Source organism: Polycladidibacter stylochi (genome assembly GCF_001562055.1).
Classification (GTDB): domain Bacteria; phylum Pseudomonadota; class Alphaproteobacteria; order Rhizobiales; family Stappiaceae; genus Pseudovibrio; species Pseudovibrio stylochi.
Genome location: NZ_LLWE01000042.1, coordinates 51,071 through 77,159 on the forward strand (window position 1 = coordinate 51,071; position 26,089 = coordinate 77,159).

General features: G+C 45.6%; 24 protein-coding genes. 19 read left to right on the top strand and 5 right to left on the bottom strand.

Annotated features, from left to right (window positions below):
- The first annotated feature begins 250 nt into the window (after window positions 1–250).
- The 3 genes from AYK67_RS16060 to AYK67_RS16070 all read left to right on the top strand — a co-directional run bounded on the left by AYK67_RS16060 (window position 251) and on the right by AYK67_RS16070 (window position 3,372).
- Window positions 251–1,552, top strand: coding sequence for a M16 family metallopeptidase (locus AYK67_RS16060; protein ID WP_068089250.1), 1,302 nt, complete (start codon window positions 251–253; stop codon window positions 1,550–1,552).
- Window positions 1,549–2,931, top strand: a complete 1,383-nt coding sequence (locus AYK67_RS16065; RefSeq protein ID WP_068089253.1) for a M16 family metallopeptidase — start codon at window positions 1,549–1,551, stop codon at window positions 2,929–2,931. The genes AYK67_RS16060 and AYK67_RS16065 overlap by 4 nt, the downstream gene beginning before the upstream one ends.
- 117 nt (window positions 2,932–3,048) lie before the next feature.
- Window positions 3,049–3,372 (top strand): FtsB family cell division protein, encoded by a 324-nt coding sequence (locus AYK67_RS16070; RefSeq protein WP_082735882.1) that lies wholly within the window; start codon window positions 3,049–3,051, stop codon window positions 3,370–3,372.
- Between the two features lie 139 nt (window positions 3,373–3,511).
- On the opposite strand, the gene AYK67_RS16075 is transcribed toward AYK67_RS16070, so the two are convergent.
- Genes AYK67_RS16075 through AYK67_RS16085 form a run of 3 tightly spaced genes read right to left on the bottom strand, consistent with a single transcriptional unit; the run spans window position 3,512 to window position 5,120 of the window.
- Window positions 3,512–3,748: a thioredoxin family protein gene (locus tag AYK67_RS16075; protein WP_068089256.1), complete on the bottom strand. Its 237-nt coding sequence runs from the start codon at window positions 3,746–3,748 to the stop codon at window positions 3,512–3,514.
- Window positions 3,749–3,756: 8 nt separating this feature from the next.
- Window positions 3,757–4,821, bottom strand: a complete 1,065-nt coding sequence (locus tag AYK67_RS16080) for a permease (protein WP_082735883.1) — start codon at window positions 4,819–4,821, stop codon at window positions 3,757–3,759.
- Window positions 4,818–5,120 carry an ArsR/SmtB family transcription factor gene (locus AYK67_RS16085; protein ID WP_068089259.1) on the bottom strand — a complete coding sequence of 101 codons (303 nt, stop codon included), beginning with the start codon at window positions 5,118–5,120 and terminating at the stop codon, window positions 4,818–4,820. Before AYK67_RS16085 ends, AYK67_RS16080 begins: the two co-directional genes overlap by 4 nt.
- A gap of 389 nt (window positions 5,121–5,509) precedes the next feature.
- Between AYK67_RS16085 and AYK67_RS16090 the strand changes: the two genes are divergently transcribed.
- The 7 genes from AYK67_RS16090 to AYK67_RS16120 all read left to right on the top strand — a co-directional run bounded on the left by AYK67_RS16090 (window position 5,510) and on the right by AYK67_RS16120 (window position 11,442).
- A complete protein-coding gene (locus AYK67_RS16090) occupies window positions 5,510–6,016 on the top strand; it encodes a lactoylglutathione lyase family protein (protein ID WP_068089262.1) in 507 nt (168 codons plus the stop codon).
- A 140-nt stretch (window positions 6,017–6,156) separates the two neighbouring features.
- Window positions 6,157–7,902: a type I secretion system permease/ATPase gene (locus AYK67_RS16095; protein ID WP_068089265.1), complete on the top strand. Its 1,746-nt coding sequence runs from the start codon at window positions 6,157–6,159 to the stop codon at window positions 7,900–7,902.
- The gene (locus tag AYK67_RS16100; RefSeq protein WP_068089268.1) at window positions 7,899–9,248 is read left to right on the top strand and encodes an HlyD family type I secretion periplasmic adaptor subunit; all 1,350 of its coding nucleotides are present in this window, start codon (window positions 7,899–7,901) and stop codon (window positions 9,246–9,248) included. Before AYK67_RS16095 ends, AYK67_RS16100 begins: the two co-directional genes overlap by 4 nt.
- A gap of 207 nt (window positions 9,249–9,455) precedes the next feature.
- A complete protein-coding gene (locus tag AYK67_RS16105; protein ID WP_068089272.1) occupies window positions 9,456–9,845 on the top strand; it encodes a hypothetical protein in 390 nt (129 codons plus the stop codon).
- On the top strand, window positions 9,829–10,542 hold the full coding sequence (locus AYK67_RS16110) for a hypothetical protein (protein ID WP_156453197.1): 714 nt from the start codon (window positions 9,829–9,831) through the stop codon (window positions 10,540–10,542). Before AYK67_RS16105 ends, AYK67_RS16110 begins: the two co-directional genes overlap by 17 nt.
- Complete coding sequence (locus AYK67_RS17645) at window positions 10,543–10,740, top strand: hypothetical protein (RefSeq protein ID WP_068089278.1); 198 nt, start codon at window positions 10,543–10,545, stop codon at window positions 10,738–10,740. It begins immediately after the preceding gene.
- Between the two features lie 93 nt (window positions 10,741–10,833).
- Window positions 10,834–11,442 (top strand): hypothetical protein, encoded by a 609-nt coding sequence (locus tag AYK67_RS16120; RefSeq protein ID WP_156453198.1) that lies wholly within the window; start codon window positions 10,834–10,836, stop codon window positions 11,440–11,442.
- A gap of 144 nt (window positions 11,443–11,586) precedes the next feature.
- Here AYK67_RS16120 and AYK67_RS16125 read toward each other — a convergent pair whose 3' ends face one another.
- Window positions 11,587–12,348, bottom strand: a complete 762-nt coding sequence (locus tag AYK67_RS16125) for an SDR family oxidoreductase (RefSeq protein WP_068089285.1) — start codon at window positions 12,346–12,348, stop codon at window positions 11,587–11,589.
- Between the two features lie 167 nt (window positions 12,349–12,515).
- Complete coding sequence (locus AYK67_RS16130; protein ID WP_068089287.1) at window positions 12,516–13,145, bottom strand: TetR/AcrR family transcriptional regulator; 630 nt, start codon at window positions 13,143–13,145, stop codon at window positions 12,516–12,518.
- A gap of 85 nt (window positions 13,146–13,230) precedes the next feature.
- Between AYK67_RS16130 and AYK67_RS16135 the strand changes: the two genes are divergently transcribed.
- From AYK67_RS16135 to AYK67_RS16175, 9 genes are all read left to right on the top strand, one after another.
- Complete coding sequence (locus AYK67_RS16135) at window positions 13,231–14,403, top strand: nitrilase-related carbon-nitrogen hydrolase (protein ID WP_068089289.1); 1,173 nt, start codon at window positions 13,231–13,233, stop codon at window positions 14,401–14,403.
- Window positions 14,404–14,762: 359 nt separating this feature from the next.
- Complete coding sequence (locus AYK67_RS16140) at window positions 14,763–15,152, top strand: hypothetical protein (RefSeq protein WP_068089291.1); 390 nt, start codon at window positions 14,763–14,765, stop codon at window positions 15,150–15,152.
- The gene (locus tag AYK67_RS16145) at window positions 15,136–15,666 is read left to right on the top strand and encodes a hypothetical protein (RefSeq protein WP_156453199.1); all 531 of its coding nucleotides are present in this window, start codon (window positions 15,136–15,138) and stop codon (window positions 15,664–15,666) included. The genes AYK67_RS16140 and AYK67_RS16145 overlap by 17 nt, the downstream gene beginning before the upstream one ends.
- Before the next feature lie 64 nt (window positions 15,667–15,730).
- The gene (locus tag AYK67_RS16150; RefSeq protein ID WP_156453200.1) at window positions 15,731–16,393 is read left to right on the top strand and encodes a hypothetical protein; all 663 of its coding nucleotides are present in this window, start codon (window positions 15,731–15,733) and stop codon (window positions 16,391–16,393) included.
- Between the two features lie 328 nt (window positions 16,394–16,721).
- Window positions 16,722–21,011: an ExeM/NucH family extracellular endonuclease gene (locus tag AYK67_RS16155; protein WP_068089300.1), complete on the top strand. Its 4,290-nt coding sequence runs from the start codon at window positions 16,722–16,724 to the stop codon at window positions 21,009–21,011.
- A 522-nt stretch (window positions 21,012–21,533) separates the two neighbouring features.
- Window positions 21,534–22,682 (top strand): septal ring lytic transglycosylase RlpA family protein, encoded by a 1,149-nt coding sequence (locus AYK67_RS17710; protein WP_082735884.1) that lies wholly within the window; start codon window positions 21,534–21,536, stop codon window positions 22,680–22,682.
- A gap of 291 nt (window positions 22,683–22,973) precedes the next feature.
- A complete protein-coding gene (locus AYK67_RS16165) occupies window positions 22,974–24,086 on the top strand; it encodes a D-alanyl-D-alanine carboxypeptidase family protein (RefSeq protein WP_162265134.1) in 1,113 nt (370 codons plus the stop codon).
- 19 nt (window positions 24,087–24,105) lie between these two features.
- Window positions 24,106–24,894 (top strand): dTMP kinase, encoded by a 789-nt coding sequence (tmk, locus tag AYK67_RS16170; protein ID WP_082735885.1) that lies wholly within the window; start codon window positions 24,106–24,108, stop codon window positions 24,892–24,894.
- 103 nt (window positions 24,895–24,997) lie between these two features.
- Complete coding sequence (locus AYK67_RS16175; protein WP_068089305.1) at window positions 24,998–26,059, top strand: DNA polymerase III subunit delta'; 1,062 nt, start codon at window positions 24,998–25,000, stop codon at window positions 26,057–26,059.
- Window positions 26,060–26,089: the final 30 nt, after the last annotated feature.

Below are 26,089 nucleotides of genomic sequence, written 5' to 3' on the forward strand. Positions count from 1 at the left end.
TGATACGATTATAATCTATAATTAAACCAGCAATTACATATAAAGGTTAAGTGTGTCTTTTCAAAGTTTCATACACTAAGTAGCGTAATTATTCTCCAGAGTTAGAGTGGAGAAGGGGGCCTATGTAATATAATAGTTTTTTAGTGCTAAAGTCTTATTTAATTTGATAATAACAAATTCTAAAATCTGCATAATTTCTTCTTAACTAGTAAAAAATAATTACTTAATGTATATAGTTTATTGGTGATTTATGTTTGTATATGCTCAATTTATTGCTATGTTTATTTTAGTATTATCTATATTTGGTCTGAGTGGATGTCAAGAAAAGCAAAACCCTGAGATTGCTCCCAACATTTATTATGCCCCAATTAATGGCAGTAATGCGGTTTCGGTTCACTTAATATTTGAAAATACTTCAGATCAACCCGGGCTTATGCATTATCTGGAGCATTTGGTCGGCCATAATATTAAAGGGCCAAACGATAGAGTTTTTGTGCAACACGCCAATGCCTGGACTACTCGATATAGTGTTGGTTATTGGCGTAGCGGTAAGCCTGACAAGCTTGAGCAATTATTGGCCAGTTTAAGAAAAACTATTGAACCGCTAGAGGTCGGAGAGGAATATGCTCTTGAAGAACGCGGTATCGTTTTAAACGAGTATGACTTTCGACTGGGCAATAACTATAGTGCTCAAGCCTTTGAAGAAATCAATGCCACATTACATGCAGGTAACCGGATCGCTACCTCTGTTATTGGCACGCCTAAGCAAATAAATGAGCTGCGTTATGATGATGCAGTTATTTTGCATCAAAAGTCCCATGTAGTGCAGCAAGCAAAGCTTGTGGTTACAGGGGATGTGAGTTTATCGCAGTTGAGACGTGCACTTGAGCGGGTTGAATGGCCTGTTGCCAGCACCTCAAACCAGTTCGGTGCTGGTCGTTATCATCTTAAAAAGGCTTTTACACAAAGGCTCGAGTTTGCCGATGAGAATACAGTTCCAAGATTTGTTTGGCAAAAAGTTATTGCCTTGGATACACCCGTAGAATTGGAATTACTTAGGGCTCAAACAGCGTTACTAAGCTCTATCTTAGAGAGCAATTTACCTGGAGGGCTGGCAGGTCCTTTGCGGTTTGACGGCACAACTACCAGTGGCTTTAGTTTTCAAGTATTTCCACTTGATGAGAAGCACTTACAAATTAATTTTAGTGGGAAACCCGATAAAGGGGTGAAATTGGTCGATGTAGAAGCCGAGTTTCAAGCAGAACTATTGAAACTCGCAAAACAGGGAATTCCACCCAAAACGTGGCAGAGATTGAGAAAGCGTTTTGATGATTATTGGCCCGATTTAGAAGATCAAGGAAATGTTGAGAAGTGGTATGCCCGTTATGTGACTAGTTCAATATATCAACAAAAAGAACCCAAAAGCGTAAAAAAATTACTGCGAATGAAAAACGGGATTTCACAGGAAGAAACAAATAAATATTTAAAACTTTTAGTTGGCGAAGGTGCTCAAGTTATTGCTTTTATAGGTCCTGAAGAGGTTTTTAGATGAAGAGAATTCTTTACATATTGTTTAGTCTTAGTTTTCTGGCTGCTTGTAGCAATAACGAGCCTACAATTATTGAAGGGGAAACCGCACAAGGTGTCCGATTTTATTTGGTGAAAAAGCCGGAGGAAAAGCGTGTTGCTATTAAAATAGCTTGGTTGAGTGACTGGGCTTATGGGGAGGACAACAATCCAATTGCACCATATATTGGTGCGCAGTTGCTTTTGGCTGGAGGGGCGGTTGGTTTTCCTGCAGGTGTTGCAGGCGAGAAATTTGCTGATTGGGACTCGCAAGGTTTTATCAATACAAATTCGGACTATGCATTTGGTGAGCTTTACTTTGAAAAAGCGTACTTGAGTGAGACGATTGAAATTGCACAGGCGCATTTACATAAACCACTTTTTGAAGAAAAGTGGCGCGCGCGAATTGAGGATGAATTTGCTAAAAAGATAACCGAAGTAAAAAAACAGCCTATCGCCAAAGGCTTTAATGTAGCGCGAGCAATTGTCATGGGTGATCAGCCGCTAAGACGCTACTTGTCACTTGACCAGCAAGATCTCTTAAATGGCGTAGAGCGAAGTGACATCGTACGTTGGCATGAAAAGACGATCGTGAGTGATCCGCACTCGGTTGTTATCACCGGTGATTTATCTGAGAGTGAAGCAGAGCAAGCCGTTGACCAGTTGCTTGCAGGGCTGCCTAAGCGGCAAAAGTCGCTTTCGAAGATTATAGAGGCCAACTATGAGGCGACTACAATCGTTTTGCATGAGGAGAGTGCCGCACAATCTCAGTTGATCTTTATTGCTGCAATGCCGCCTGTTCATGAAGGGCATGCGTTTGCTGATATCATGTTACAAAGAGCTCTTGGTTATGGTGAAACAAGCGTGCTTCACAAAACGGTACGTGAGCAATTGCGGGCATCCTATTTTTTTGAAGCAGGCTTTGCGCAGTACAATACGAACAACCGGTTTTTATTTATGACTGGTGCGGTGGATGATGCAAAACTTGAAAAGAGTGTCGCGGCAATCAAAGCTGCATATGGTGAATTTAAGCGAGTGGGTACTGCAGGACAATTGACAGAGTTAAAGGAGCCTTTGATTGATAGTATGAAAAAAATCAAAGAAGACTATTACCATCTGAACACTACTACCTTTGAAAATGTGCTGACTGGTTTTAAGGCATCTCGTGTTTTGAATTTGCTAGATGAGTTGAATGATGTCACGCAAGCAGACGTGCAAAAGCGCCTGGAAGATGCGTTTCCGCAATTTGATGATTTTATTGTTATCGCAGTTTCTAAAAATCCTGAAGCATTACCTGGTGCTTGTGTAATTGCTCATGTGAACGAGGTGGAGCGTTGCTTAGCGCCGCGTGATAAGGCGATATAATAAGTTTGTGATTTTCACCTTGTTCACCCTCTTTTTTTAAAGATCGAAACGCTTGGTTAACCGTCGTGGTGCATTTTATCCGGTGACGGCCATAGGGTATTGAGTAGGTCTGTAATCGTGAGAGCAAGAACAAGACAGCGCAAAAGATCATCACGTATCAAGACTTTAAGTGGTCCGGTACTGGCACTTATTGCGACGTTTTATTTTTTGTTCCACGCATTGAATGGGGAGCTCGGTCTGTTTGGCCGGGCAACCATTCAAGAGCGTATCCGCGAGCTGGAAGCGCAACGCGATGTGCTTAAACAAGAGCGGATTATATTGCAAAGACGGGTTTTATTATTATCGCCGAAAAGCCTGGATCCGGACTTGGTCGATGAACGGGCACGGGCAAGTTTGAATCTCGTACACCCGGATGATGTGGCAATTATGCTAGATGACTAGCTTTGCCGTTGCGGCAGGAATAAAAATTTCTAAGAATTCCATGCAAGATGCCTGGGAAAATTATTTTAGTGTGCTCAACACAAGTTGGACGAGATCGTTCTCCTCCAACTTGTATATTGGGCTGTAGCTGAGCAGAGCATTAGCTCTTTAGCCAGTTTGCGACCTCTTCATTTTTGGGAATGCTCCCGCTGTGTACTAAGGTACCATTGATTACAAGACCTGGAGTTGAGAGAACGCCCGCCATGGCAATCTGTGCCATATCGGTGATCTTGGAAAGCTCAACCTCGATGCCGAGCTTTTCTGCTTCTTCCAAAACCAAATTGGCAACCGTTTCGCAACGTTTACAACCCGGGCCGTAGACTTTGATCGTTTTCATTTTCTTTCCTATGCAAACAGAAGGTTAAAGATAAATCCGGTTGCTAATATTCCGCTAGCAACAACACCGACGAATACCAAGATTAATTTCACGGATAATACTTTACGAAGGATAATCATCTCTGGCAGAGATAGGGCGATAACACTCATCATAAATGCCAGTACTGTACCCAAAGCTGCGCCTTTGCCGATTAACGCCTCAACAACCGGTATAATGCCAGCAGCATTTGAGTACATGGGAACGCCAAGCAAAACCGCCCCTGGCACAGACCACCAAGCATCCTTACCCATGATAGTAGATAGTAAATCTGCCGGAACAAACCCATGGATGAAAGCGCCAACCGCGATACCGAGAAGTATCCATTTCCAGACTTTGCCCAGTATATCTTTAAGTGCATCAATCCCTGCTTGCATACGTTGCTGCAAAGTGAGCTTTATTTCAGCTGCAGTGGCATGGGAGCTGCGCAACTCCAGAACCCAAGGTTCAAGCCAATGCTCCAAGTTTAGTCTGCCGATAACCATGCCGGCAACTATGGCGATGGTGAGCCCGAAGAGCAAATATGCCAGTGCCACTTTCCAGCCAACCAGCGCGAATAGTAGCCCTATGGCGATTTCATTCACCATTGGCGCGGCAATCAGGAAAGAGAATGTAACGCCTAACGGGACATTTGCGGATACAAAACCAATAAAAAGCGGGACGGCTGAGCAAGAACAAAATGGAGTTACAATGCCCAGACAGGCAGCCGCGATATTGCCAAACCCTTGACGCTTGCCGGATAGCAGTGCCCTTGTACGCTCCGCCGAAAAGTAGCTACGCACAACACCCATGGCAAAAACAACCAATGACAGCAACATGATGACCTTAGGGGTATCATAGAGGAAGAATTGTAGTGCATCAAAAATATGGGTATTAGGTGTAAACCTCATTGCAAGGGTTAACCAAGTTGCGGCATCGTTAAGGTTCCAATAAACAATGAACCAAAGGGTAAGCGCCAATAAACCATAAATCAAAAGGCGCAGATTTTTTACCGTTTCGTTAAGGCGAGATTTGTTATCTGTATTTGTTGTCGTCATTTGTTTGTCGCCTGTGGTTCTTCTTCCTCTGGCATTGTCAGGACAATTTCTAACAGGGATAACTCTTTTGCTTCTAGGTTCTCGCAAATACTGAAGTTTATTCGCTGGCCCTCTTTGCGTGCACGAACATAACCGGCTGTTTTCAGGGTTTGCATGTGCTTCGTCATGGAGGGTTGTGGTACACCTAAAGCAGCAGCGAGGTCGCACAAACAATATTTCTCGTGCTTTTGAACCAACCGTAGCGCATCGCGTCTGATACGACTGGCAAGGCTGGAGAGTTTTAAATTTGTGTTCGACATTTTTGTTAGTATCCCGATAAATTCATTTAATAGAATATTCTAATTATAGAATATTTAAATTCGTAGAAGTACGAGGTTTTAAATTTGGTATCGGTTGGTGGCAAAATTGCTGAGGCTGTGTTGTGAGGCTCTTTGCATATGAGGCAGACCCTGGGCATATGAGGAAACCCCTGGAATATAATGGGTGCCATTGAAAGCATATGCCGTATCTTGTAGTCTTTAACTGTTGTTAGCCGGAGGCGGCGGCACCGGCAAGGCGCGAGATGGTGGCAACCCATTGAAGCCCCCCCCCGGCACTAAGGAACCGCTCGCCCTCCGCACTTTCTTGCTCTTTTGAACAAGTGGTTATTTGCCTTTAATCCATTCCATAAAGTCAGGAGTACCACCAGATGAGTGTTTCTTACCCCCGTGTGTTTTCGCATATTGGCATTTCTGTCATGGATCTTGATAGGGCCGTGGACTTTTATAGCTCGGTGCTCGGCTGGTATGTGATTATGCCACCTACAGAGGTGGTGGAGGAGCCAAGTGCCATTGGCGATATGTGCAGCGATGTTTTTGGCCCCGGCTGGAAACGCTTTCGCATCGCCCATTTGTCAACCGGTGATCGTATTGGCGTAGAGTTGTTCGAGTTTGATAACAAACAAGAGCGCGAAAATAACTTTGAATACTGGAAAACGGGTGTTTTCCATTTTTGCATTCAAGACCCCAATCTGGAAGCCTTGGTGGAGAAAATTGTGGCAGCGGGTGGGAAAAAGCGTATGCCCAAGCCGCGCTACTATTACCCCGGAGAAAAACCTTACCGTATGATTTATATGGAAGATCCCTTTGGTAATATTTTAGAAATATATAGTCATAGCTATGAACTGCATTATTCTAGTGGTGCCTATAGCTCTTAAAAAAGTTGAATAATGAGCTATATAATTGTGAATTTTTAACTTGAATTCAAATTTCTGTTTTGTTTAGCTTATAATTTAAAAAGCTAATTAAATTTTATCATTCTCATTTTTACCCATGTATATGGGGTTTTAGGTGTTCTATGGATTATAACGGGCGAGGGGCAAAGCCGCAAATTACTGTTGCCAAGGTGATTGGCAAGTGCCGGGGTACATTATCAAGTATAGGTGTTATCAGTCTGGTTATTAACCTGTTAATGCTGACCGGCCCGATGTTTATGCTGCAGGTTTATGATCGGGTACTTTCCAGCCACTCTCTGCCAACCCTTGCTGTTATTGCTGCTTTGGTGGGCGGGCTTTATGTGGCATACGGGCTGCTTGAGGGCATACGCAGCCGAATGCTGACCCGTTTTGCTCAAGAAGTAGATTTGCGTTTAAGCGCCAAGGGATTTGGACTTAATCTGAAATTGCCGCTTGGTTTGGGCGCACGCGGACGAGGGCAAGAACCGCTTCGTGATTTGGAAAGTATTCGCCAGTTTTGTGCCGGTCCAGGCCCTGCGGCCATGTTCGATGTGCCATGGATGCCGATTTATCTGGGGCTGGTTTTTGCCCTGCATTTCTGGCTGGGGCTGATTGCGCTCGGTGGTGCGGTTCTTATCTTTTTGCTTGTGCTTGCAAACGAGTTTTTATCACGTGCGCCTGCCAAGCAAATGGGTGAAGCCAGCGCACAGCGCTCGCGCTTTGCCAGCGGTGCCCGCACCAACGCCGAAGTGGTGAAAGCCATGGGCATGGGGCCACGCTTTACCACTACGTGGCTGGGGATGAGCGACAAGCTCTACCAAACCCAGCAAAAGGCGGGGGACCGTGCGGCTTTCTTTACTGTCACGATCAAAACCCTGCGGTTTATCTTGCAATCGGGTATGCTGGCGGTGGCCGCATGGCTGACCCTGTTGCAAGAGGTTTCTCCCGGGGCGATGATCGCCTCTTCCATTATTACCTCGCGGGCCCTTGCTCCCATCGAGGCAGCCGTGGGGCAATGGCGGGCTTTTGTCGGGGCACGGCAAGCACGGACAAGGCTGGATAAACTGTTGGCGGCTATTGGCGATACGCAGCCGGAAACCGAATTGCCTTTACCAAAGCAAAAGCTTGAAATCCTACAACTTGCAACAGCACCTGTGGGTGAGCGTGTGCCAACCTTTCAAGGCGGGAATTTTGTTTTAAATGCCGGCGATGGTTTAGCAGTCATTGGACCTTCTGGCTCTGGTAAAACCTCGCTTATTCGCGCACTGGTTGGGGTATGGCCATTGCTGCGCGGAAAGCTGACGTTAGATGGCGCTGAACCGCAGCAATGGCAAGAGGAACGTTTGGGCGCAGCCATTGGCTATTTACCTCAGGACGTTGAATTATTTGATGGCACAATTGCCGAGAATATAGCCCGCTTTGCAGCACAGCGTAATAACGAAGCAATACTGGAGGCAGCGCGTCTGGCCCATGTCCATGAACTCATCACCAGTTTTAATGAGGGTTATGATACGCGTGTTGGCGTAGGGGGTGCGCGGCTTTCGGCCGGTCAGCGACAGCGCATAGGCCTTGCACGGGCGCTATATAATAAACCATTTTTAGTAGTGCTTGATGAGCCAAACTCCAACCTTGATAGTGAAGGTGAGGCGGCTTTGACCGCCGCTATTAAAACCATGCGGCAAGCAGGCTCGATTGTGGTGGTGGTGGCCCACCGTCCCAGTGCGCTGGCTGCGCTGGATTTGGTTGTTGTGGTGAAAGAGGGAACACAGCAAATGTTTGGCGCCAAAGATGAGGTTCTGCCTAAAGTGATGGCGGGTCCTGCACTTGGTGCTAGTAGCGGACAGCCATTGCAGGTGGTGCAAAAATGAATCGGGAACAAACGACTTTAAATGATGAAACGGTTCGTGCTCAAAGTCTGCAACGTATACAAAACTCGCAAAAAAAGCATATTATTCTTGGCTTTCTACTTGTAGCCATGCTTGTTCTTGGCCTTGGCGGATGGGCAACTTTTGCGCAGCTTAACGGTGCTGTTATTGCTGCGGGTAAATTTGTTGTGGAAGGGAATATTAAAAAAGTTCAGCATCAAGAAGGTGGTATTGTTGGACAAATACTGGTGCGAAATGGTGACCATGTGTTTGCAGGTGATTTACTTGTAAAACTGGATGACACTGTTGTTGCGGCTAATCTGGCTGTGATAGCCAAGCAGCTGGCACAAATGCGGGCGCAAAAAGCGCGGCTGGAAGCCGAGTGGCAAGGCAAGGACGCGCCGGAGTTTGACCAAGACTTACTGCAGATGGCGCAGGAAATGCGCGATGCCCGGCTGGCCTTGGAAGGACAAACGCACCTGATGCAGGCCCGTTTGAAAGCGCAGGCAGGGCGCAAGCAGCAATTGTCCGAACAGGCGGGGCAGCTGGAAGAGCAAATAAAGGGCTTGACCATCCAGCGCGATGCCAAAGCGCGTGGGTTATCTTTGGTACAAGAGCAGCTGGCCGATTATGCCGCCTTGTTTGACAAGCGCTTGATTAGCGAGTCGCAAGTGACCGGCTTGAAGCGACAAGAGGCCGAGCTTGCCGGTGAGCACGGCGCGACTATTTCGCGTATTGCACAAACACGGCAATCAATATCAGAAAAGAAACTGCAGATATTGCAGCTCGATCAGGATTTTCTAGAACAAGTGCTGGCGGAGTTGCAGCAGGTACAAGCCAAAATCGCCGAGCTTGAAGAGCAAATGATTGCCGGTGAAGACCGTATGCGGCGTATCGAGATCAGAGCGCCGCAAGATGGTATCATCCACCAGCTGAATGTGCATACGGTGGGCGGTGTGGTTTCTGCAGCCGAACCCTTGATGATGGTGGTGCCGGAAAATGCCCCGCTGATTATCGAGGCCCGATTGCAGCCATTGGATGTGGACCAGGTGCATCAGGGGCAGGAAGCCATTGTGCGTATTCCCGCATTTGACCAACGCAGCACGCCGGAACTGGCAGCTACGGTGAAAAGTGTTTCGGCTGATCTGGAACAGGACCCAATAACCGGGGAGCAGTATTACCGCGCCACCTTAAGTCTGAATGCCCATGAAGAGGAAAAACTGGGCAAGCAGGAGCTGGTTTCCGGTTTGCCGGTGGAGGCGTTTATTCAAACCGGCGGCCGCTCGGCGCTTTCCTACTTTATCAAACCGCTGCGCGACCAGATCGCCCATGCCTTGAAAGAGAGCTAAGCAGTGAGAACGTAACAGCACGGCTTTACTCAACGAGTATGCATCAGGCATTATGATATAATCATAAACAAATGTTCATTGTGGTGGTATTGGAATATGTATGCAAAAAATGAACGACAAAATTCGTAAAACTAAAGAATCGTAGGGGACAAAGCCGAGATTCAAGCGATTATAACGCTTGCAAGAAAATCGCATGAGGAAAGCCGGTTGGGCTACATTCCCTTTTCAGAGCAAAAAGTTCGCAAAATTGTCGAGCAAGCAGTAAAGCGGCCGGATCGTTTTGCTATCATGTTAGCCTATTTGGGCGAACGGCCTGTAGGTTTGTTATATTGCGGCGTGGGTGAATATCACATTGGCGAGAATGTTTTATTGGCCACAATCTACAATATCAATGTACTACGTGAAATAAGAGCTTCAATTGGTGGTGGACGGGCGGCATTAGGCCTATTACGCGGTGCAAGTATGTGGGCCAAAGCACGCGGCGCACAAGAGTTGCTTTTGCACGTAACATCGGATGTAGAACTTCCAAGACTTCACAAACTGAGCAAAAAAACAGGATTCAAATTTATCGGAGGAAGTTATGTTAAATCGATATAATCATAATTTATTTAGTCGAAAAATATTTAATGTATCTAATACTAGGTTTAATTTAATAGTATTAACTTTGGCTGCAATGTTATATCCCACAGCATCATATAGTTTAGGTAGTCGCATTGAAAATATTGATCTCTTTTTTGAGTTCGCAATACGTTTACAATACGAAAAGGAAAGTGATTTTAACAAGGTACAAGCATTTAGAAGGCCGCCGCCTATTGATAAGCTTCGAGATGACTATATTAATTTAAGACCTATTGCTGGGTTTCGATCAAAATGGCTACAAGGTGGTCTTAAGTGCAACGATCTAGAAATGATTACTTATAATCAATGGATTATAAAAAATAACCGAATAAATTCTATAATAAATAATAATTTAAATGCTGAAATACCCAGTGATCTGTGGGTTTCTGCAGATTGGAATAGTCCTTTTTTCATTCGATTAAATATCGGTACTGATCTTCTTGGAAGATCAGTAAGAAACGCTGACATTTATATAGCAGCGATGTACCATGTATTTGATATACAAAAACTAATTAATAATGGTTCATTAAATAAAGAAACAGCTGAAAAACTTGTTAAAGTTAAAGGCGTACAATTTGATAGTATTTACTATGATCAACTCAAAGATAAATATTTTAGAATTAAGAAAATAATTAAATGCCAAGGGTTTTCTATTTATCATTTGGAAATTAATTAAATGTCTGAATATAAAATACAGTTTAATGTACATGGAGCCGGTTCTAGTTCCTTTACTGGTCATACGAATGTAACTTTTATCGATAATTCTAACAGTTTGGCTGTTGAGGCGTTTATTCAAACCGGTGGCCGCTCGGCGCTTTCCTACTTTATCAAACCGCTGCGCGACCAGATCGCCCATGCCTTGAAAGAGAGTTAAGCTGTGGGGACGTGTCCTGTGATAACCCTGTTTAACTCATAAAACATGGGTGTTTCTACCTTTGGTAGAAATTATAGGTACAGGTAAAAATAAATGAATTACTCTAATATTTACAGCTCGTTAATAGGAAAACGACTACGGATTGTGATGATGCTGATGGCAGCATTTGTGTTTTTCGTCAATCACGCTTCAGCTGGCGTGAAAACCGAGGAAACAATCAAAACTAATGCTGCAGATAGAATTTATATCTGCTCGGAACTGGATAAGCTAACAGTCCGCTCACTATCACATTTTATAGAACGAAGATTCCCAAATAGAGCACGACCCCAAATATTGGACCTCGAAACAGCCCCAGTTATCAATGATGGATACAGTGTTTTTTACATTGTGGGACTAAAAGAACTAACCAATAAAATATCCCATTGCTTAAGCAAAATCCCTGCCGACCAGAAGGTTTTGGAGAAGTCAATATTAGAAGCAATACCAATCCTTGGAACAAAACCTGATTTAAAAGGTGTTCCATACTCTGAATACTACGGCCCTATAGCGAGCATTGACATCATAGAATACGGTGAGAACTGGTTAATGAGAGCTCGTTTTTTTAACACGCAAAGCAAGCATAAAGCGAAGATAGCAGTTCTAGATCTGCTGGGTATTAGCATTGATTATTGCGAAGAAAACAAATGCAAAGAATTTTATTAAATAGAAATAGAGTTTATTATATGTGAAAGAGAGTTAAAACATCGTGTGGCCAAGAATAAGGCAAGCATTAAGTGCTCATAATGCTTGCCTTGGGTAGTCTCATCTGAGTGTTCGGCTCATTTGTGTTAAAGTAAAATGGGAAAGCTAAGTTTTGTTAATCGAAACGCCCCCATCCACCAGCAACGCTATACCGGTTGTAAAGCTGGAGAGGTCAGAGGCCAAAAAGAGGGCGGCTTTTGCCTGTTCTTGCGGTGTTGCCAAGCGCTTAAGTGCATGCAGACCTTTTAGAAATGATTGAACGTCTTCACTGTCGCCAAATTCGGCCGCCATATCGGTGTCGGTTCCTCCTGGCAACAAAGCATTTATCCGGATATTTTGCGGACCATACTCGCCTGCCAATGCTTTGGTAAGACCGATTAAACCTGCTTTACTTGCAGAATATGCCGCTTGGCCTGGCATACCGATGGTATAGCCGAGGAACGAAGAGGTAAAGATGATTGAACCGCCGTTGGCTTGCATGGCAGGTATTTGATATTTTGCGGCCAGATAACCGCTGGTGAGGTTGGTTTGAATGGTGTGGTTCCACTCCTCCAAACTCGTTTCGGGTAGAGGCCCGGACTTACCCAAGATACCCGCATTATTAAAGGCAATGGAAAGCTTGCCGTATTTTTCTAGCGCGAGATCAACCAGCGCCTTGTTATAGTCTTCAGCTGTTACATCGCCAGCCAAAACCGCCACTTGGCTACCGCTTGCTTGTAGTTCACTTGCTAACTTGTTGAGACGCGCTTCGCGTCGTGAGCCAATAACCAAGGCTGCTCCTTCTTGGGCGAAAAGCTTGGCTGTTGCAAGGCCAATACCAGAGCTGGCACCCGTAATAATAGCAACTTTATTATCTAATAGCGACATTCCATATCCTTTCTTCGAAGTGTTTTCAAAAGTGAGAATAAAGATGTAAGGCGAGACTGAATGACCCGATTTCTGCGTGACTTCTTTTTATGTTCCCCTGATTTATCTAGGGCCTGACAATTGTTATGGTGATGGCAATTGTTATGGTGATGGCAACGCGTGCATTGCTAGTTTTTTCGCTTGTTTTGTATGAATCGCTCTAATGTTGATTGGGCATGTTGTTGCAACGCACTATTCGTAGGCAGTTGTGAAAAGCCGATAAGACATTCGACATGTTGTTGCCCTCTGAGCAGAGCGAGTAATTCTGCCGCTGTGCAGGTGGGATCATCGATATCTAATTGCCCGCTCTCGCTAGCACGTTGTAGCTCCTTGGCAAAAGCCTGCTGTGCACGTAACGGGCCATTTTGCATGAACTGGTTTATAGCGTCCGGTCCTTGGTCGGCATTTGCAATCATCATTCGCCAGAATGAAAGCGCTTTTTGTGAGAATATGATAGAGACGAAACTCTGTGAGAGTTTGCTAAGTGCTTGCAAAGGACATTCAACGCCCTTCTCATTAAGGGGAGGAAGTAATAGCTCCTCTGACAGTTTGGCAATAACTGCCCCAAGCAAACCTGCTTTGCCACCAAAATAATTATAGATATTACGTTTGGAACCACCCGATTTAGCAATGATTTCATCTAAGGATGAAGCTGCATAACCCTTTGCAAAGAAAACTTGCTCAGCGGCACAGACGAGCGCAGCTTTTCGGAGCTCTTCTTTTGTTTGCTTATTTTTGCTCGTGTTAGGTGTGGCCATTTGACTCTTTTCCTATATTTGGTACGGTACTGTACCGTACCAAAATGGAGTCGTCAATATTCCTTTACAACAAGGCAGGTTGGTCATGGCTAATAAATCGTTTGCTCAAAACATAACTTCTCGGCAAGAGAACCGAAAACGTTTCATGGGAGGGCATGACGTTGTTACGACGGCTATTGTACAACTCTCTCAACCATATCTTGATAGGGATGCAACTATTGAGCTGGCCTGCAATGCGATTGAAGAAGCTGGGCAAAATGGTGCGCAGCTCATTGTTTTTCCAGAAAATTATATTGCCGGCTATCCTTACTGGTCGCCGGGGTGGAATATGGATCTAGACCAGTTCAGACAAAGTGCCGTTGATTGGCATGACGCTGCTATTTTAGTGGGTTCACAAGATACCGAGCGATTGGGGAATGCTGCAAAAAAAGCTGATGCCTACGTTGCTATTGGTTGTAACGAGCATGACCCGAGGCCGGAATCGGATCAAATTTTCAGCTCGATTGTTTTTCTTGACCCTGATGGCAAAGTTCTTGGATGCCACCGAAAAACCATGCCGACTTTTCAGGAGAAAATGTTCTGGGGCATGGGAGATGCGCAAGATATCAAAGTTTTTGAAACCGATATTGGTTTTCTTGGCGGACTAATATGTGGTGAGCATACCATGACCCCGCTCAAAGCGGCAATGATTGCCCAGCGTGAAGACTTTCATGTTTCGCTCTGGCATGGTTCCTATCATTTGGCTAAAGGGCCTACGATGGTTGAAAATGATGCGCATCAGGATAATTTTATTGGCCTGCCGTTATCACGCTCTTATGCCATTGAGTCCGGTGCATTTGTCGCCATGGCCTGTAGTTGGCTTGATGAGCAAGACATCCCAGAGGATTTGGCCCACAAAAAGGGGGAGGAGAGTTTTCGTAATTATCGCCATTCCAATGGTGGTAGTGCAATGATTACCCCTATGGGTGTACCGATGCAAAAACCAAGAATTGGACAAGCTGCTATAATTTATTCGCAATGCCCGTCTTGGATGCGGAAAGCAAGAGCGGCCATATTAGATAGTTTTGGCCACTATGCACGCCCAGACTTGGTGCGCGTTATGGTTCGTGATGCCCAATCAGGCCACTGGAGAGTTGCGGGAAGCGCACCAACACGTGAACTTCAAGCAATGCAAGACGGTTTGGCCTTTTATGCTGATGCATATGATGTGGACCCAGAACAACTACAAAACGTTCTAGAGGTAACCGCAATTGAATAATTGCTAAAAATGATTGTGTTAAAGCGAGCGGCTTGAAGAAAAACCAAATGAAAACGGTGGAGGCGTTTATTCAAACGGGTGGCCGCTCGGCGCTTTCCTACTTTATCAAACCGCTGCGTGACCAGATCGCCCATGCCTTGAAAGAGAGTTAAGCTGTGGGAACGTAACAGCACGGCTTTACTCAACGAGTATGCATCAGGCATTATGATATAATCATAAACAAATGTTCATTGTGGTGGTATTGGAATATGTATGCAAAAAATGAACGACAAAATTCGTAAAACTAAAGAATCGTAGGGGACAAAGCCGAGATTCAAGCGATTATAACGCTTGCAAGAAAATCGCATGAGGAAAGCCGGTTGGGCTACATTCCCTTTTCAGAGCAAAAAGTTCGCAAAATTGTCGAGCAAGCAGTTAAGCGGCCGGATCGTTTTGCTATCATGTTAGCCTATTTGGGCGAACGGCCTGTAGGTTTGTTATATTGCGGCGTGGGTGAATATCACATTGGCGAGAATGTTTTATTGGCCACAATCTACAATATCAATGTACTACGTGAAATAAGAGCTTCAATTGGTGGCGGCCGAGCGGCATTAGGCCTATTACGCGGTGCAAGTATGTGGGCCAAAGCGCGCGGCGCGCAAGATTTGCTCTTACACGCAACATCGGATGTAGAACTTCCAAGACTTCACAAACTGAGCAAAAAAGCAGGATTCAAATTTATCGGAGGAAGCTATGTTAAAAAAATTTAAAGAGACATGCTTGCTTGCATTATTCGCAAGCCTAACAATTTTTGATAGCAATGCACATGCAAATAATATCAGGTCATATTCAGTAATAAAAGATGAAAATCTAAATCATTATTTTCAATCTATTGCGATAACCTATAATTATTTAAATACAAATAGAGGTGCTAACAACGATAATTTAAATTTCTTTTTCCTTTCAAGTGATGATTATTTATTAAATGGAAATATTAATATTAAATCACTAAAAAATATATTCCCAAATTTAAACGAGAACAATTTATTAGATGATACGAGTAATCTTGCCGATAATAATTGCATTATACTAAATCTTGATGGAAATGATGAAGATACATTTATAATTGCTTTAAATGAGCCTTCCGCACCTGCTGATCAAAATGATTATTCTTGTGCATTACTATCTTTGTTATCATTTGATGGTGTAGATATAAGCAATTACACCAATAAACCTTTAAGAGACGTGATGAAAAAATATTTTGAAGTTATGGGGAGGAAGTAGGTTGTTTGGCTGTGTTTTGCAAAAGGTTTGAGCAATTTTATCGTTGATTGTCTGTGAGTAAAAATTGAGAAAGCCCATCGGAAGCCGTAGGGGTGCTTTGAATGTATGGTTACACTTTAGGATTGGTTCGTATAATAAGCTACTAACGGATGAATTTATTCAGCTTATTGGGCATATATTAAAATTACAGGATGTAGTTATGCTAAAAAAAATAAAAGAAACATGCTTGATTGCTTTATTCGCCAGTCTAACAATTTTTGATAGTGCTGCACATGCTAATAAACTTATATCGTATTCCGTGATTGGTGATGAGGATTTAAATCACTTTTTTCAATCAATTGTGCTGATATACAATTTTTCGAATGAGAATAATAAAACTGAAAACGTCAAACCAGAGTTGTACTTTTTATCAAGTAAAAAATTCATTTTGAATGGAAAAATTGATACCGAACTACTGATAGAAGCATTTCCTAAATTAAATAATAATTTATTAGAAACTATACGAAATAATAATTATGAAAAATGTCTAGTGCTCGATTTTGATGTTCAGGACAATAAGAAATTTATTATTACACTAAACGAGCCCTCAGTGCCAGCAGATGAGAACGATTATACTTGCGCATTAGTGTCACTTTTAGCTTACGACAATATCGATATAAGCAATTACACAGATAAGTCGCTGAAAGATTTATTGAAAATATATTTTGAAGTTATGGGGAGGAAGTAGATTGTTTGGCTGTGTTTTGCAAAAGGTTTGAGCAGTTTTATCGTTAGTTGTTTGTGAGTAGCACTTGAGACCGATGGGGCGCATTGAACAGGTTGTTGCTCCAAGGGTCAACCTTAAAAAAATATCTGAATACTGACAAAATTTACAGGTCCTGCAGTTCATATATCTTACGGATATATAAAATTAAAATACAATTAAAAATTTATTATTCTGTCATCTCGATGTTTTATGAGTGCCTGTAAGTTTTATCTAGTCTATTTGCTGGCTATAATAAGAAACCATTAAAATACAACGGTGAGCAGCAGGTGGCGATTATTTGAGGTGAGCCATGTCCTACTGGAATCAACGGAATAAAAACATTCAACTCACATATATTTTTGGTGACCGTACTGCGGAAACACTTATAGGTTCGGCACTACATGAATATATTGCTGCCAATGATGGTGATGATTATGTCGACGCAGGAGCAGGACATGACACCGTTTATGGTGGCTTTGGTAATGACCAAGTTTATGGCGGTTTAGGGCACGATACCTTGTGGGGCGGCTTTGGACATGACCGGCTTTTCGGTGGTAAGGGACGCGACCATCTTTTTGGCGAGTTTGGTGATGATCATCTTGATGGCGGCGCGGGTAATGACTGGCTGAATGGCGGCTTCGGCAATGATACACTGCTTGGCGGGGCGGGCCGTGACAAGCTGATTGGCGAGTTTGGCGACGATGTGCTGGATGGCGGCGCTGGTAATGATGTGCTTGAGGGTGGTTATGGCGATGACACCTTAAAAGGCGGTGCTGGTAACGACCAGCTTGAAGGGGGCTTTGGCTTTGATACCGCTGTATTTAGTGGATCGGTTGAGAACTACGACATTCAAACGGGGGCAGGCACTTGGCGGCCAACCACCACCATTCGCCAGCTTGATGAAAACGGCAAGACGGTAAGCGTTGATCGTGCCCGAGCCGTGGAAGCCTTATATTTTGAAGCGGATGATTACACCTATTATCTGGATGGTCGCAATAATGCGGTTTTGGCGCGCGATGATGCTGCCAGCATGGATGAAAACGGCACACTGGTACTTTCAGCGGAATCATTGCTTGCAAATGATATTGATCCAGATGGTGACCCGTTAAGCCTGCATGATGTGGAAACGGTTTCTGCCAATGGTATTGCTGTTCAGATTATAGATGAACAAATTGTCTATGACCCCGGTACTGCCTATGATCATCTTGGGGCAGGCGAAAGTGCTCAAGACCAGATTAGCTATGAAGTCACAGATGGGCAGGGTAGTGTAAGCACTGCTGTTGTGACTATCGAGATTACCGGATCCAATGATTTACCTGTGTTGAGCGTTGCTAGCACGGGTGAAATTCTTGAAAACACCCAAGGGGTTGTAGCACAGTTAGAAGCAAGCGATGTTGATAGTGAGCATTTGAGCTTTTCGATTAGCGGCGGGGCGGATGCCGATAAGTTTACCATTGATAGTGAAAGCGGGGCGCTGTCGTTAAAAGCACCGCTTGACTATGAAGCCCCGAGTGATGCTGATTTAGATAATAGCTACGAAGTGGAAGTGAGTGTTGATGACGGTAATGGCGGTGTGCAATCGCAGCTGCTGAGTTTTGCCGTGCAAGACCAAGGGCCAACCGTGATTGCCTTTGATATGGTGGGATCGCAAAGCCAGAACCTAATTTCCTACGTGAACAACGCACCGACATTTAGCAGCCCGGCCGACGGCTTTGGCAAATACACGGTTGCAGATAATGTGCCTTATTCCATTGTCGATGATAGTGCTGTTGTTTATCCGCGTGACCGTCAAGGCATTATTGATAGTAATAGCAATAAGGATAGCTTCTTTGGCATTACCGATACGGTGAACGGCAATACCAGCTCAACGGGTGGTTTGGTAAGCGCAAGCTGGACGTTTGATGTGAGCGGCTATGGCGATCTCTCATTGCAACTGGATGCAGGGGCCATGGGTGATTTTGAAAGTAACGATTATTTCAAAATCAGCTACTCCATTGACGGGGGCGATAAAAAGACCGCGTTCTCGTTTGTTGCCAATGAAGCGGGCAAACACACATATACCCTTGCCGATGGTGACCAGTTTACTTTGAATGATCCGCTTACCGTAGCGGGCAGCGACATGACCTTGAGCAATGTTTTGCAAACTCTGAGCACCGAACTGGAGGGGCAAGGGCGCACACTGACGATTGAAGTGAGTGCCAAAACCGATGGTGGCAGCGAAGCTGTGGCCTTGCAAAATATGAAAATTCTTGGCGAGAAAACCGATGGTGGCAGTACGACGCAATTCGATGTGGTTGCAGATGCGGCGCAAGTGAATGAAGGTAATGACGGTGAAACCGTTGTTACCTTTAGTGTGAGCCGTAGCGGCGATATTAGCACTGCTGCGAGTGTTGAATTTGATGTTTCCGGTGATGTGGATGGTGCCGACTTTGTTGGCGGTTTGCCAAGTGGCACAGTTCAGTTTGCAGCTGGTGAAGATACTGCTGTAATCCGCATTGCTGTGCAAGGGGATACGCTGGTTGAAGCCGATGAGCAGCTGGTAGTGACGCTTTCCAACCCCTCGCAAGGGACAATTGGCGATGCTTCGGCGACAACAACACTGGTTAATGATGATGTGAGCACGACGTTGATCTCACAAATTCAAGGTACTGGCGCGCAAAGTACGATGGTTGGGGCGCGGGTGAGCGTTTCTGCCATTGTGACCAAAGTGGTGGCTGGTGGCTACTTCTTGCAGGAAGAAACCAAGGATAGTGATGGCAATGTGCTGACCTCGGAAGGTATTTTTGTTTATGACAAAAAGTCCAGCGTCGAGGTCGGCGATCTGGTTACTCTTTCTGGTAAGGTCAACGAGTTTAAAGGCGAAACCCAGCTGGGTTACGTGCAGGATTTGCAAGTTGTTTCATCGGGCAATGAACTTCCAGAGGCGGCGCAAATTCGTCTTGGTGAAACCGATATGTCGAACCTTGAAATGTATGAGGGCATGAAGGTGACAATTTCCTCAGCTGAGGGAATGGAGCCTTTGACCGTTATTGAAAACTATAATCTGGACCGCTATGGCCAGATTGAAATTAGTGCCGGCAATCAGGTTCAGGCCACGCAAATTTATGATGCGCAAACGCAAGGGGCAGAAATTGCGCAGCATACTGCGCAGAATTTGAATAACCGGATTTCCATTGATGATGGCAGCAATGCCCAGAACCCCGACCATTTTGATTACCTGCCAGCCAATCAGGGCGATAATGGCAACGGGCATCTGGATGCTGGCGATGACTTTAGTGCAGAAGGACCAACCTTGCGCCTTGGTGCTGAAATCGAAAAGCCGGTAGAAGGTGTACTGGACTTCAACTATGGTAAGTTTAACGTGCTGGTGGATGGGCAATTGGCCATTGACGAGACAACAAACGCAGGTGCCCGTACGGATGCCCCGACTGATGTGGGGGGTAATTTAAAAGTGGCGAGCTTTAATGTTTTAAATCTGTTTACGACACTTCGCGGTCAGGGAGGCTCGGGCCCTAATGGGCTCAACCCGCGCGGGGCTTCATCTGAGGCTGATTTGGAGCGGCAAACCGATAAAATCGTTGATGCCATCTTGAAAACCGGTGCTGATGCCTTGGGATTGCAAGAGCTGGAGAACAATGGTTTTGATGATGCCTCCGCGATCCAGCATCTTGTGAATGCATTAAATGAAGAAGCGGCAAAGCGCGGCGAAGATGCTTCGTTCACTTTTGTTGATCCAACCCAAGGCGAGGGCGATGGTTATTTAGGTACTGACGCCATAACGAACGGTATTATTTACCGCGCAAATGTGCTGGATGTGCAAGTAAGTGATTATATCGTCTTTGAAGAAAGGTCTGCTGACGAAACCTTTGCAATTGCGGATAAGTTGGCGGCATATTCGAATAACGATGTGTTGGATTTGCAGCGTAACCGACCTTCAATTGCGGCCACTTTTAAGCACAAGGAGACTGGCGAGAGCTTCACTTTGGCCGTCAGCCACTTTAAGTCCAAAGGGGATAGCAACCTGCAAGATCTGGCGGATGATGTACAAGAGGCGCTTGATAGCGGGTTGGTGCCTGCTGATAAAGTGGCGCAAGTACAGGCAGATTTGGCCGCATTGAAAGCAGACCGGAACTTCGATCATGGTAATGGTCAGGCTTTTTGGAATGATGTGAGGGATGATGCGGCTCACGAGCTGGTTTACTGGTTGAAAAACGGCTATGCCGGTGCAGCGCTAGATGGGGACCATTTGCTGATAGGCGACTTGAATGCCTATGCCATGGAAGATCCGCTACAGGTTATTCGAGATAATTATGGCTATACTGACCTGGTGAAGGAGGCTTTAGGTTCTGACGCCTACAGCTTTGTTTTTGATGGCCAGCGCGGAACACTCGATCATGGCTTGGCATCGCAATCGATGGCGGGCCAAGTGAGTGGTATCACCGAATGGCATATTAATGCCGATGAACCGGACCTATTGAACTACAATTCCAAGTACAATGATCCGGGCTTTTATAATGATGACCACTTCGCTTCTTCCGATCATGACCCGCTGATTATTGGCTTGAACCTTCACACACCGGTAGAAGGGTTGATTGCTTAATTATCCGGTTAGAATTGCTTGTTAAGGGTGCCTGCTTGCCAATATAGCAGGCACTTTTTTTATCTTTGTATGGAAATGGCCTATCCATGGGATACGCTTGATCGCTTGTGCAAGAAAACCACATAACTCAAGCTGTTTTATTTACCTTAAGTTTTTAGGAGTATTTGTTTTAAGTGTCGGCCGAATCGCCAACACTATGGGATTCGGAGGGTGCGGGCTTGCTCGGAAACTTTGGTTATGCGGTTAATGAGTTGTCCTGAATTGCAGTCAAAATGCCTTCGCTTTTAACGGGCACAATTGCCAGCGTAGCTGTGATAGTTTATACTTGACTAGCAAAATTGAGGCAATTTGGTTCAACTCTTATTTTCCAAAGTGCTGTTTGAGCCAAAATGATCTGCCCATCTTTGAGTATTGAGTAAAATGATAAATAGCTGCAAGCCTTTAGCGGGTAAAACGAGGTACAATACTGGTCAACTTCATGGGGTATCCCTTATTCATCGGGAGCCGACTAGATCATGGCGTATGCCTGATCATATGAAGGGCTTTGTGGCACTTACATTCGCTTCATTGCTCTTGGCTTCCTGCGGCGATTCGGGAAAAGTGAAGTTTTCCGAAGAAAAATACGGTGTTTCTGCTTCTCCGCGTATGGTGAAGGGGAGCAAAGTGCCCAAAGGTGGGGGGCGCTCGTTTGTGGGTAAACCCTATAAGGTTGCGGGCAAGTGGTATAAGCCCAAGTTGGACCCCAATTATAAAAAGGTTGGTTTGGCTTCTTGGTACGGGCCGACATTCCATGGTCGAATGACTGCCAATGGCGAGATTTTCGACAGGAATGCGATTACCGCAGCACATACCACTATGCCGTTGCCGAGTTATGCAAGAGTGACCAATACAAAAAATGGTAGGTCGATAATTGTACGCGTGAACGATCGCGGACCTTTCCATGGCAACCGGGTGATTGACCTTTCCGAGCGCGCTGCAACTATTCTTGGCACTAAGTCCGCAGGAATTGGTAGGGTAAAGGTCGAATATGTGGGCCGTGCGCCATTACATGGTAATGACGAAAAGTACCTTTTAGCCTCTTATCGTGGTCCGGGCGCGGTAACACCTGGTGCAAGTCGTCCGAATACGATGATTGCGTCGGCCCGTCCTTCAAGACCTCGAGTACAAGTAGCGCGAGCGAATATACCCGTTCCGGCAGCGCGGCCTTACAGCACACCCGCAAGCATTCAGGTTGCTTCTTTGGGAATGGCGTATGCGGCTCCACAATCAGACCCGGCCTATTATTATCAGCGCATGCAACCTGTACAGCGCGATCCGGTACAAGTGGCACAAATACAAGGCTTGAACGATCAGATCGGCCAGCTATTACAAGAGCAGGCAGTTGAGCGCGTATCCTATCAACCTCAAAGGGCTGATAGTCAAAGAGGGTATAACCCTTCGCCAAAACCTGTTTGGGTGCAACCAACATATGCGCCTATGGGGGCCGCACCCGCCTATAATTTATTGCCACCAGCCACACAGCAACAAGGCAAAGTGCTGCCGCAAGTGCGCCCTGTTTCTTCATATCGAGCCGAAAAGACTCAAAGAGCAAACCCTCTTATAAATATCGGTGGTGGCCGTTCTTTGCACTCACTTGTTGTACCACTGCCTAAATCTAAACCAGTTTGGTGAGAATTCACTGTAACTTATAGCGTTTTTTGCATTGGGTCGGTGGGTAAAGCGGTCTTTAGTCATTCTAATGCAAGCTTGTTTTGTTAAGGCTGAGCCGAAAGCGTGCTTGCGCTATTGTTGGCTTATGGGCTTCAGACCTGAGCATTACAGGTTTGCTAGCTATCATAAAACAAGCGCAAGACGGCTTACTCAAAATATATCTTACACTTGAAGAATAAGGGGTTGGCAGTGATAATGAAAAAAAGGCTGACATGCTGCAAATACTGGTATTTACAGCTCCTGTGTATTTTCATGTGTTTTGCTAGCCAAACAGCATACGCTGTTGATTTACAGTCAAAAGCTGCCGTTCTCTACGATTTATCCTCAGACAATTATATTTTTACCAGGCAAGCAAAAATGCCTGTTGAACCGGGTAACCTGACAAAAGTAATGGTCGCAGCTACGGTCATGGATGCTGTACGCAAGGGAGATGTTGCCCTTGAAACGCAGTTTCAGGTGAGTGAGGACGCGTGGCGACGAGGCGGTGCGCCTGCTCGGGTGACCACAATGTTTGCGCGGGTTGATTCTTTAATATCTGTCGAAAATTTGCTGCGCGGCCTGACCATTCAAAGTGCCAATGATGCAGCTTTGGTGTTGGCCCAAGGTATTTCGGGAGATGAGAAGACCTTTGTAAAAAGGATGAATGCATTTGCTGAATCAATCGGTATGAAGGACACGCGCTTTGTCAACGCAACCGGATATGCAAATGATAAACAGGTGACGACCCTGCAGGACCTGACCACATTAGGGCGCTATATTGTGAATAAAGACAGCGGCTTAATGCGGCTGTTTTCTGCCGATGAATTTATTTGGAATAAAATTAGACAGCGCAATAAAAACCCCTTGCTGCGTGAGATCAAAGGTATGGCTGGCTTTGGTGTCGCTTACACTGAAAGGCAGGGCTTTTTAGCGCTAGGGGTGCTGAAAACAGGAGGCCGCAAAGTGCTGGCTGCGGTTGCCGGGGCAACTTCCGTAGAAGATCGCCTGTCAGACATGGAGTTGTTGCTAACTCCGGAAGAAAAGGGATGGAAAATACGCCCGATTTATGCGCAGGGACAAGCAGTGGGAAAAGCCAAGGTCTTTGGCGGCGCTCAAGACTATGTGGAGTTGGTAACACCTGAAGCCGTGGCAACGCTCGTGAACCCGCACTCGAAGGATCGTTACACACTGGAATATACCTACCTTGGGCCTATCAAAGCACCAGTAAAAAAAGGTGTTATGGTGGGCGAGGTGCGTGTAAAACAAAAAAAAGATATTATTTACACGGCACCTTTAGTAACTGGGGGGACAGTTAAAAAAGGTAGCTTGCAACAGCGCGCAGAAGACTCCGTTCGCGAGTTGGTTTATAAGCTCGTTGGATTTTAGCGAGAAGCTTTCGAGGAATATGGTGCTGTTTTACAAAAAACAGGATGCGGCCCAGCGCGGTAAGTTTATTACGTTTGAAGGCGGCGAAGGTGCCGGCAAATCAACGCAAATAAAGCTGCTGATGGCGCGGTTACAAGCGGCAGGGCTTGAATGTATTTGTACGCGTGAGCCTGGCGGTTCGCCAGGTGCGGAAGTAATACGCGAAGTTCTTTTATCTGGTGCGGTACATGCCCATGGGCCAGAGGTGGAGGCGATGTTGTTTGCGGCAGCACGCGCAGATCATATTGACAGCGTTATTCGTCCCGCGCTTGCTGCTGGAACTTGGGTGCTGTGTGACCGTTTCGCCGATTCTTCCCGGGTTTATCAGGGCGAGGCGGGAGTTGATAAGCAAACTATTGAAAACTTGCAGCGTATCGCTGTTGATGGTGTGGAACCGGACCTGACGCTTTTAATAGATGTGCCCGCAGAGCTGGGATTAAAACGGGTCAACAAACGCAGTCAAGACGGGCCGGACAATGCGCCGGACCGCTTTGAAAAAGACTCGTTAGAAACCCACCAGAGGCGGCGGCAGTTGTTTTTGCAAATAGCGCGGGAAAACCGTGAACGCTTTGCAGTGATTGATGGCTCTCGTCATGCCAACGAGGTGGAAGAGCAAATTAAAAAAGTGGTTTCTATGCGCTTTGAGGCTGAGCTACCATCTTCACTAGAATATGAGCGGGCGAGCCTACCCAATGCAGCCGCCAAGCGTGGTGGGAACACTCCAAAGAATAACAACCGGGGTAAACGTCGGCGGGGGCGTAAGAGATAATCGGCCCCTAGTGGTTTTCCTGCAAAAACTCACTTTGTAGCTTTGTACTTTACGTTAGTATACAGCAAAACGTGATCACGATAGATAATCAGGTGTTGGGATAATGGCGAAAGCCGCAATAATTGAGGCAGCTCCCGAAGTTGACCAGATTGAGGGTGTGGCATTACCGCGAGCCCAAAGCTATTATATCGGCCATGAGCAAGCGCAGCAAAGCCTGCTGAGCGCCTATAAATCGTCGCGGATGCACCATGCATGGATATTGGGGGGCGAGAAAGGTATTGGGAAAGCCACATTGGCGTTTCGCTTTGCCCGTTTTTTGCTCGAAAATCCACAGGCGCAAGATGAATCTGTACAAATGGCGCAAAGCCTTGATGTGGCTGTAAATGCAGCACATGCCAAAATGGTGAGCGCTGGCTCTCACGCTGATATTTTGCACTTAAGGCGTCCCTATGATGAGAAATCTAAGCGTTTTAAGCGTGACTTGACCGTTGACGAAGTGCGCAAGACGCAAAGCTTTTTCGGCTCGACCGCAGCCGGTGGGGCATGGCGGATTTGTATTGTCGATGCGGCGGACGAGATGAATACCAACGCAGCCAACGCGCTGCTCAAGGTGCTCGAAGAGCCGCCACAACAGACCCTGTTTTTGTTGGTTTCGCATAATCCGGGGCGGCTACTGCCCACTATACGCTCGCGTTGTCGTATGCTTTCTATGCATAAGCTGAAAGATGATGAGATTTTAACGGCGCTGGTACAATTGGGCGTGCGTATACCGCAAGACCCCACTGCTCGAGCTCATCTTTTAATGCTGGCTGATGGCAGCTTGCGCCAAGCGGTTATGGTTAGTCAGGGCACCGCGCTGGACATTGCCAGCCGCTTTGAGGAGCTGTGTTCGAACATGTTGCGGTTGGATATGGCGCAGGTGCACGGGTTTGCCGATTTGGTTAGCGGGCGCGGGGCAGAGGATGCATGGCAGACATTTTTGGACCTCGTGCGTAGTTTCTTGCATCAACAAGTCCATAAACATGCGCTTGAAGCGCCATCGGCACTTGTCAGGTGGAGCGAGCTATGGGAAAAGGTTTCCCGTGCTGCGGCTGATGCCGAAGCGTTGAATCTGGACCGCAAGCAGGTTGTTTTAAATTTCTTTATGGATTTGAAGAAACTGTGATGCTTAAATTAACCGGATATTGAAACCACT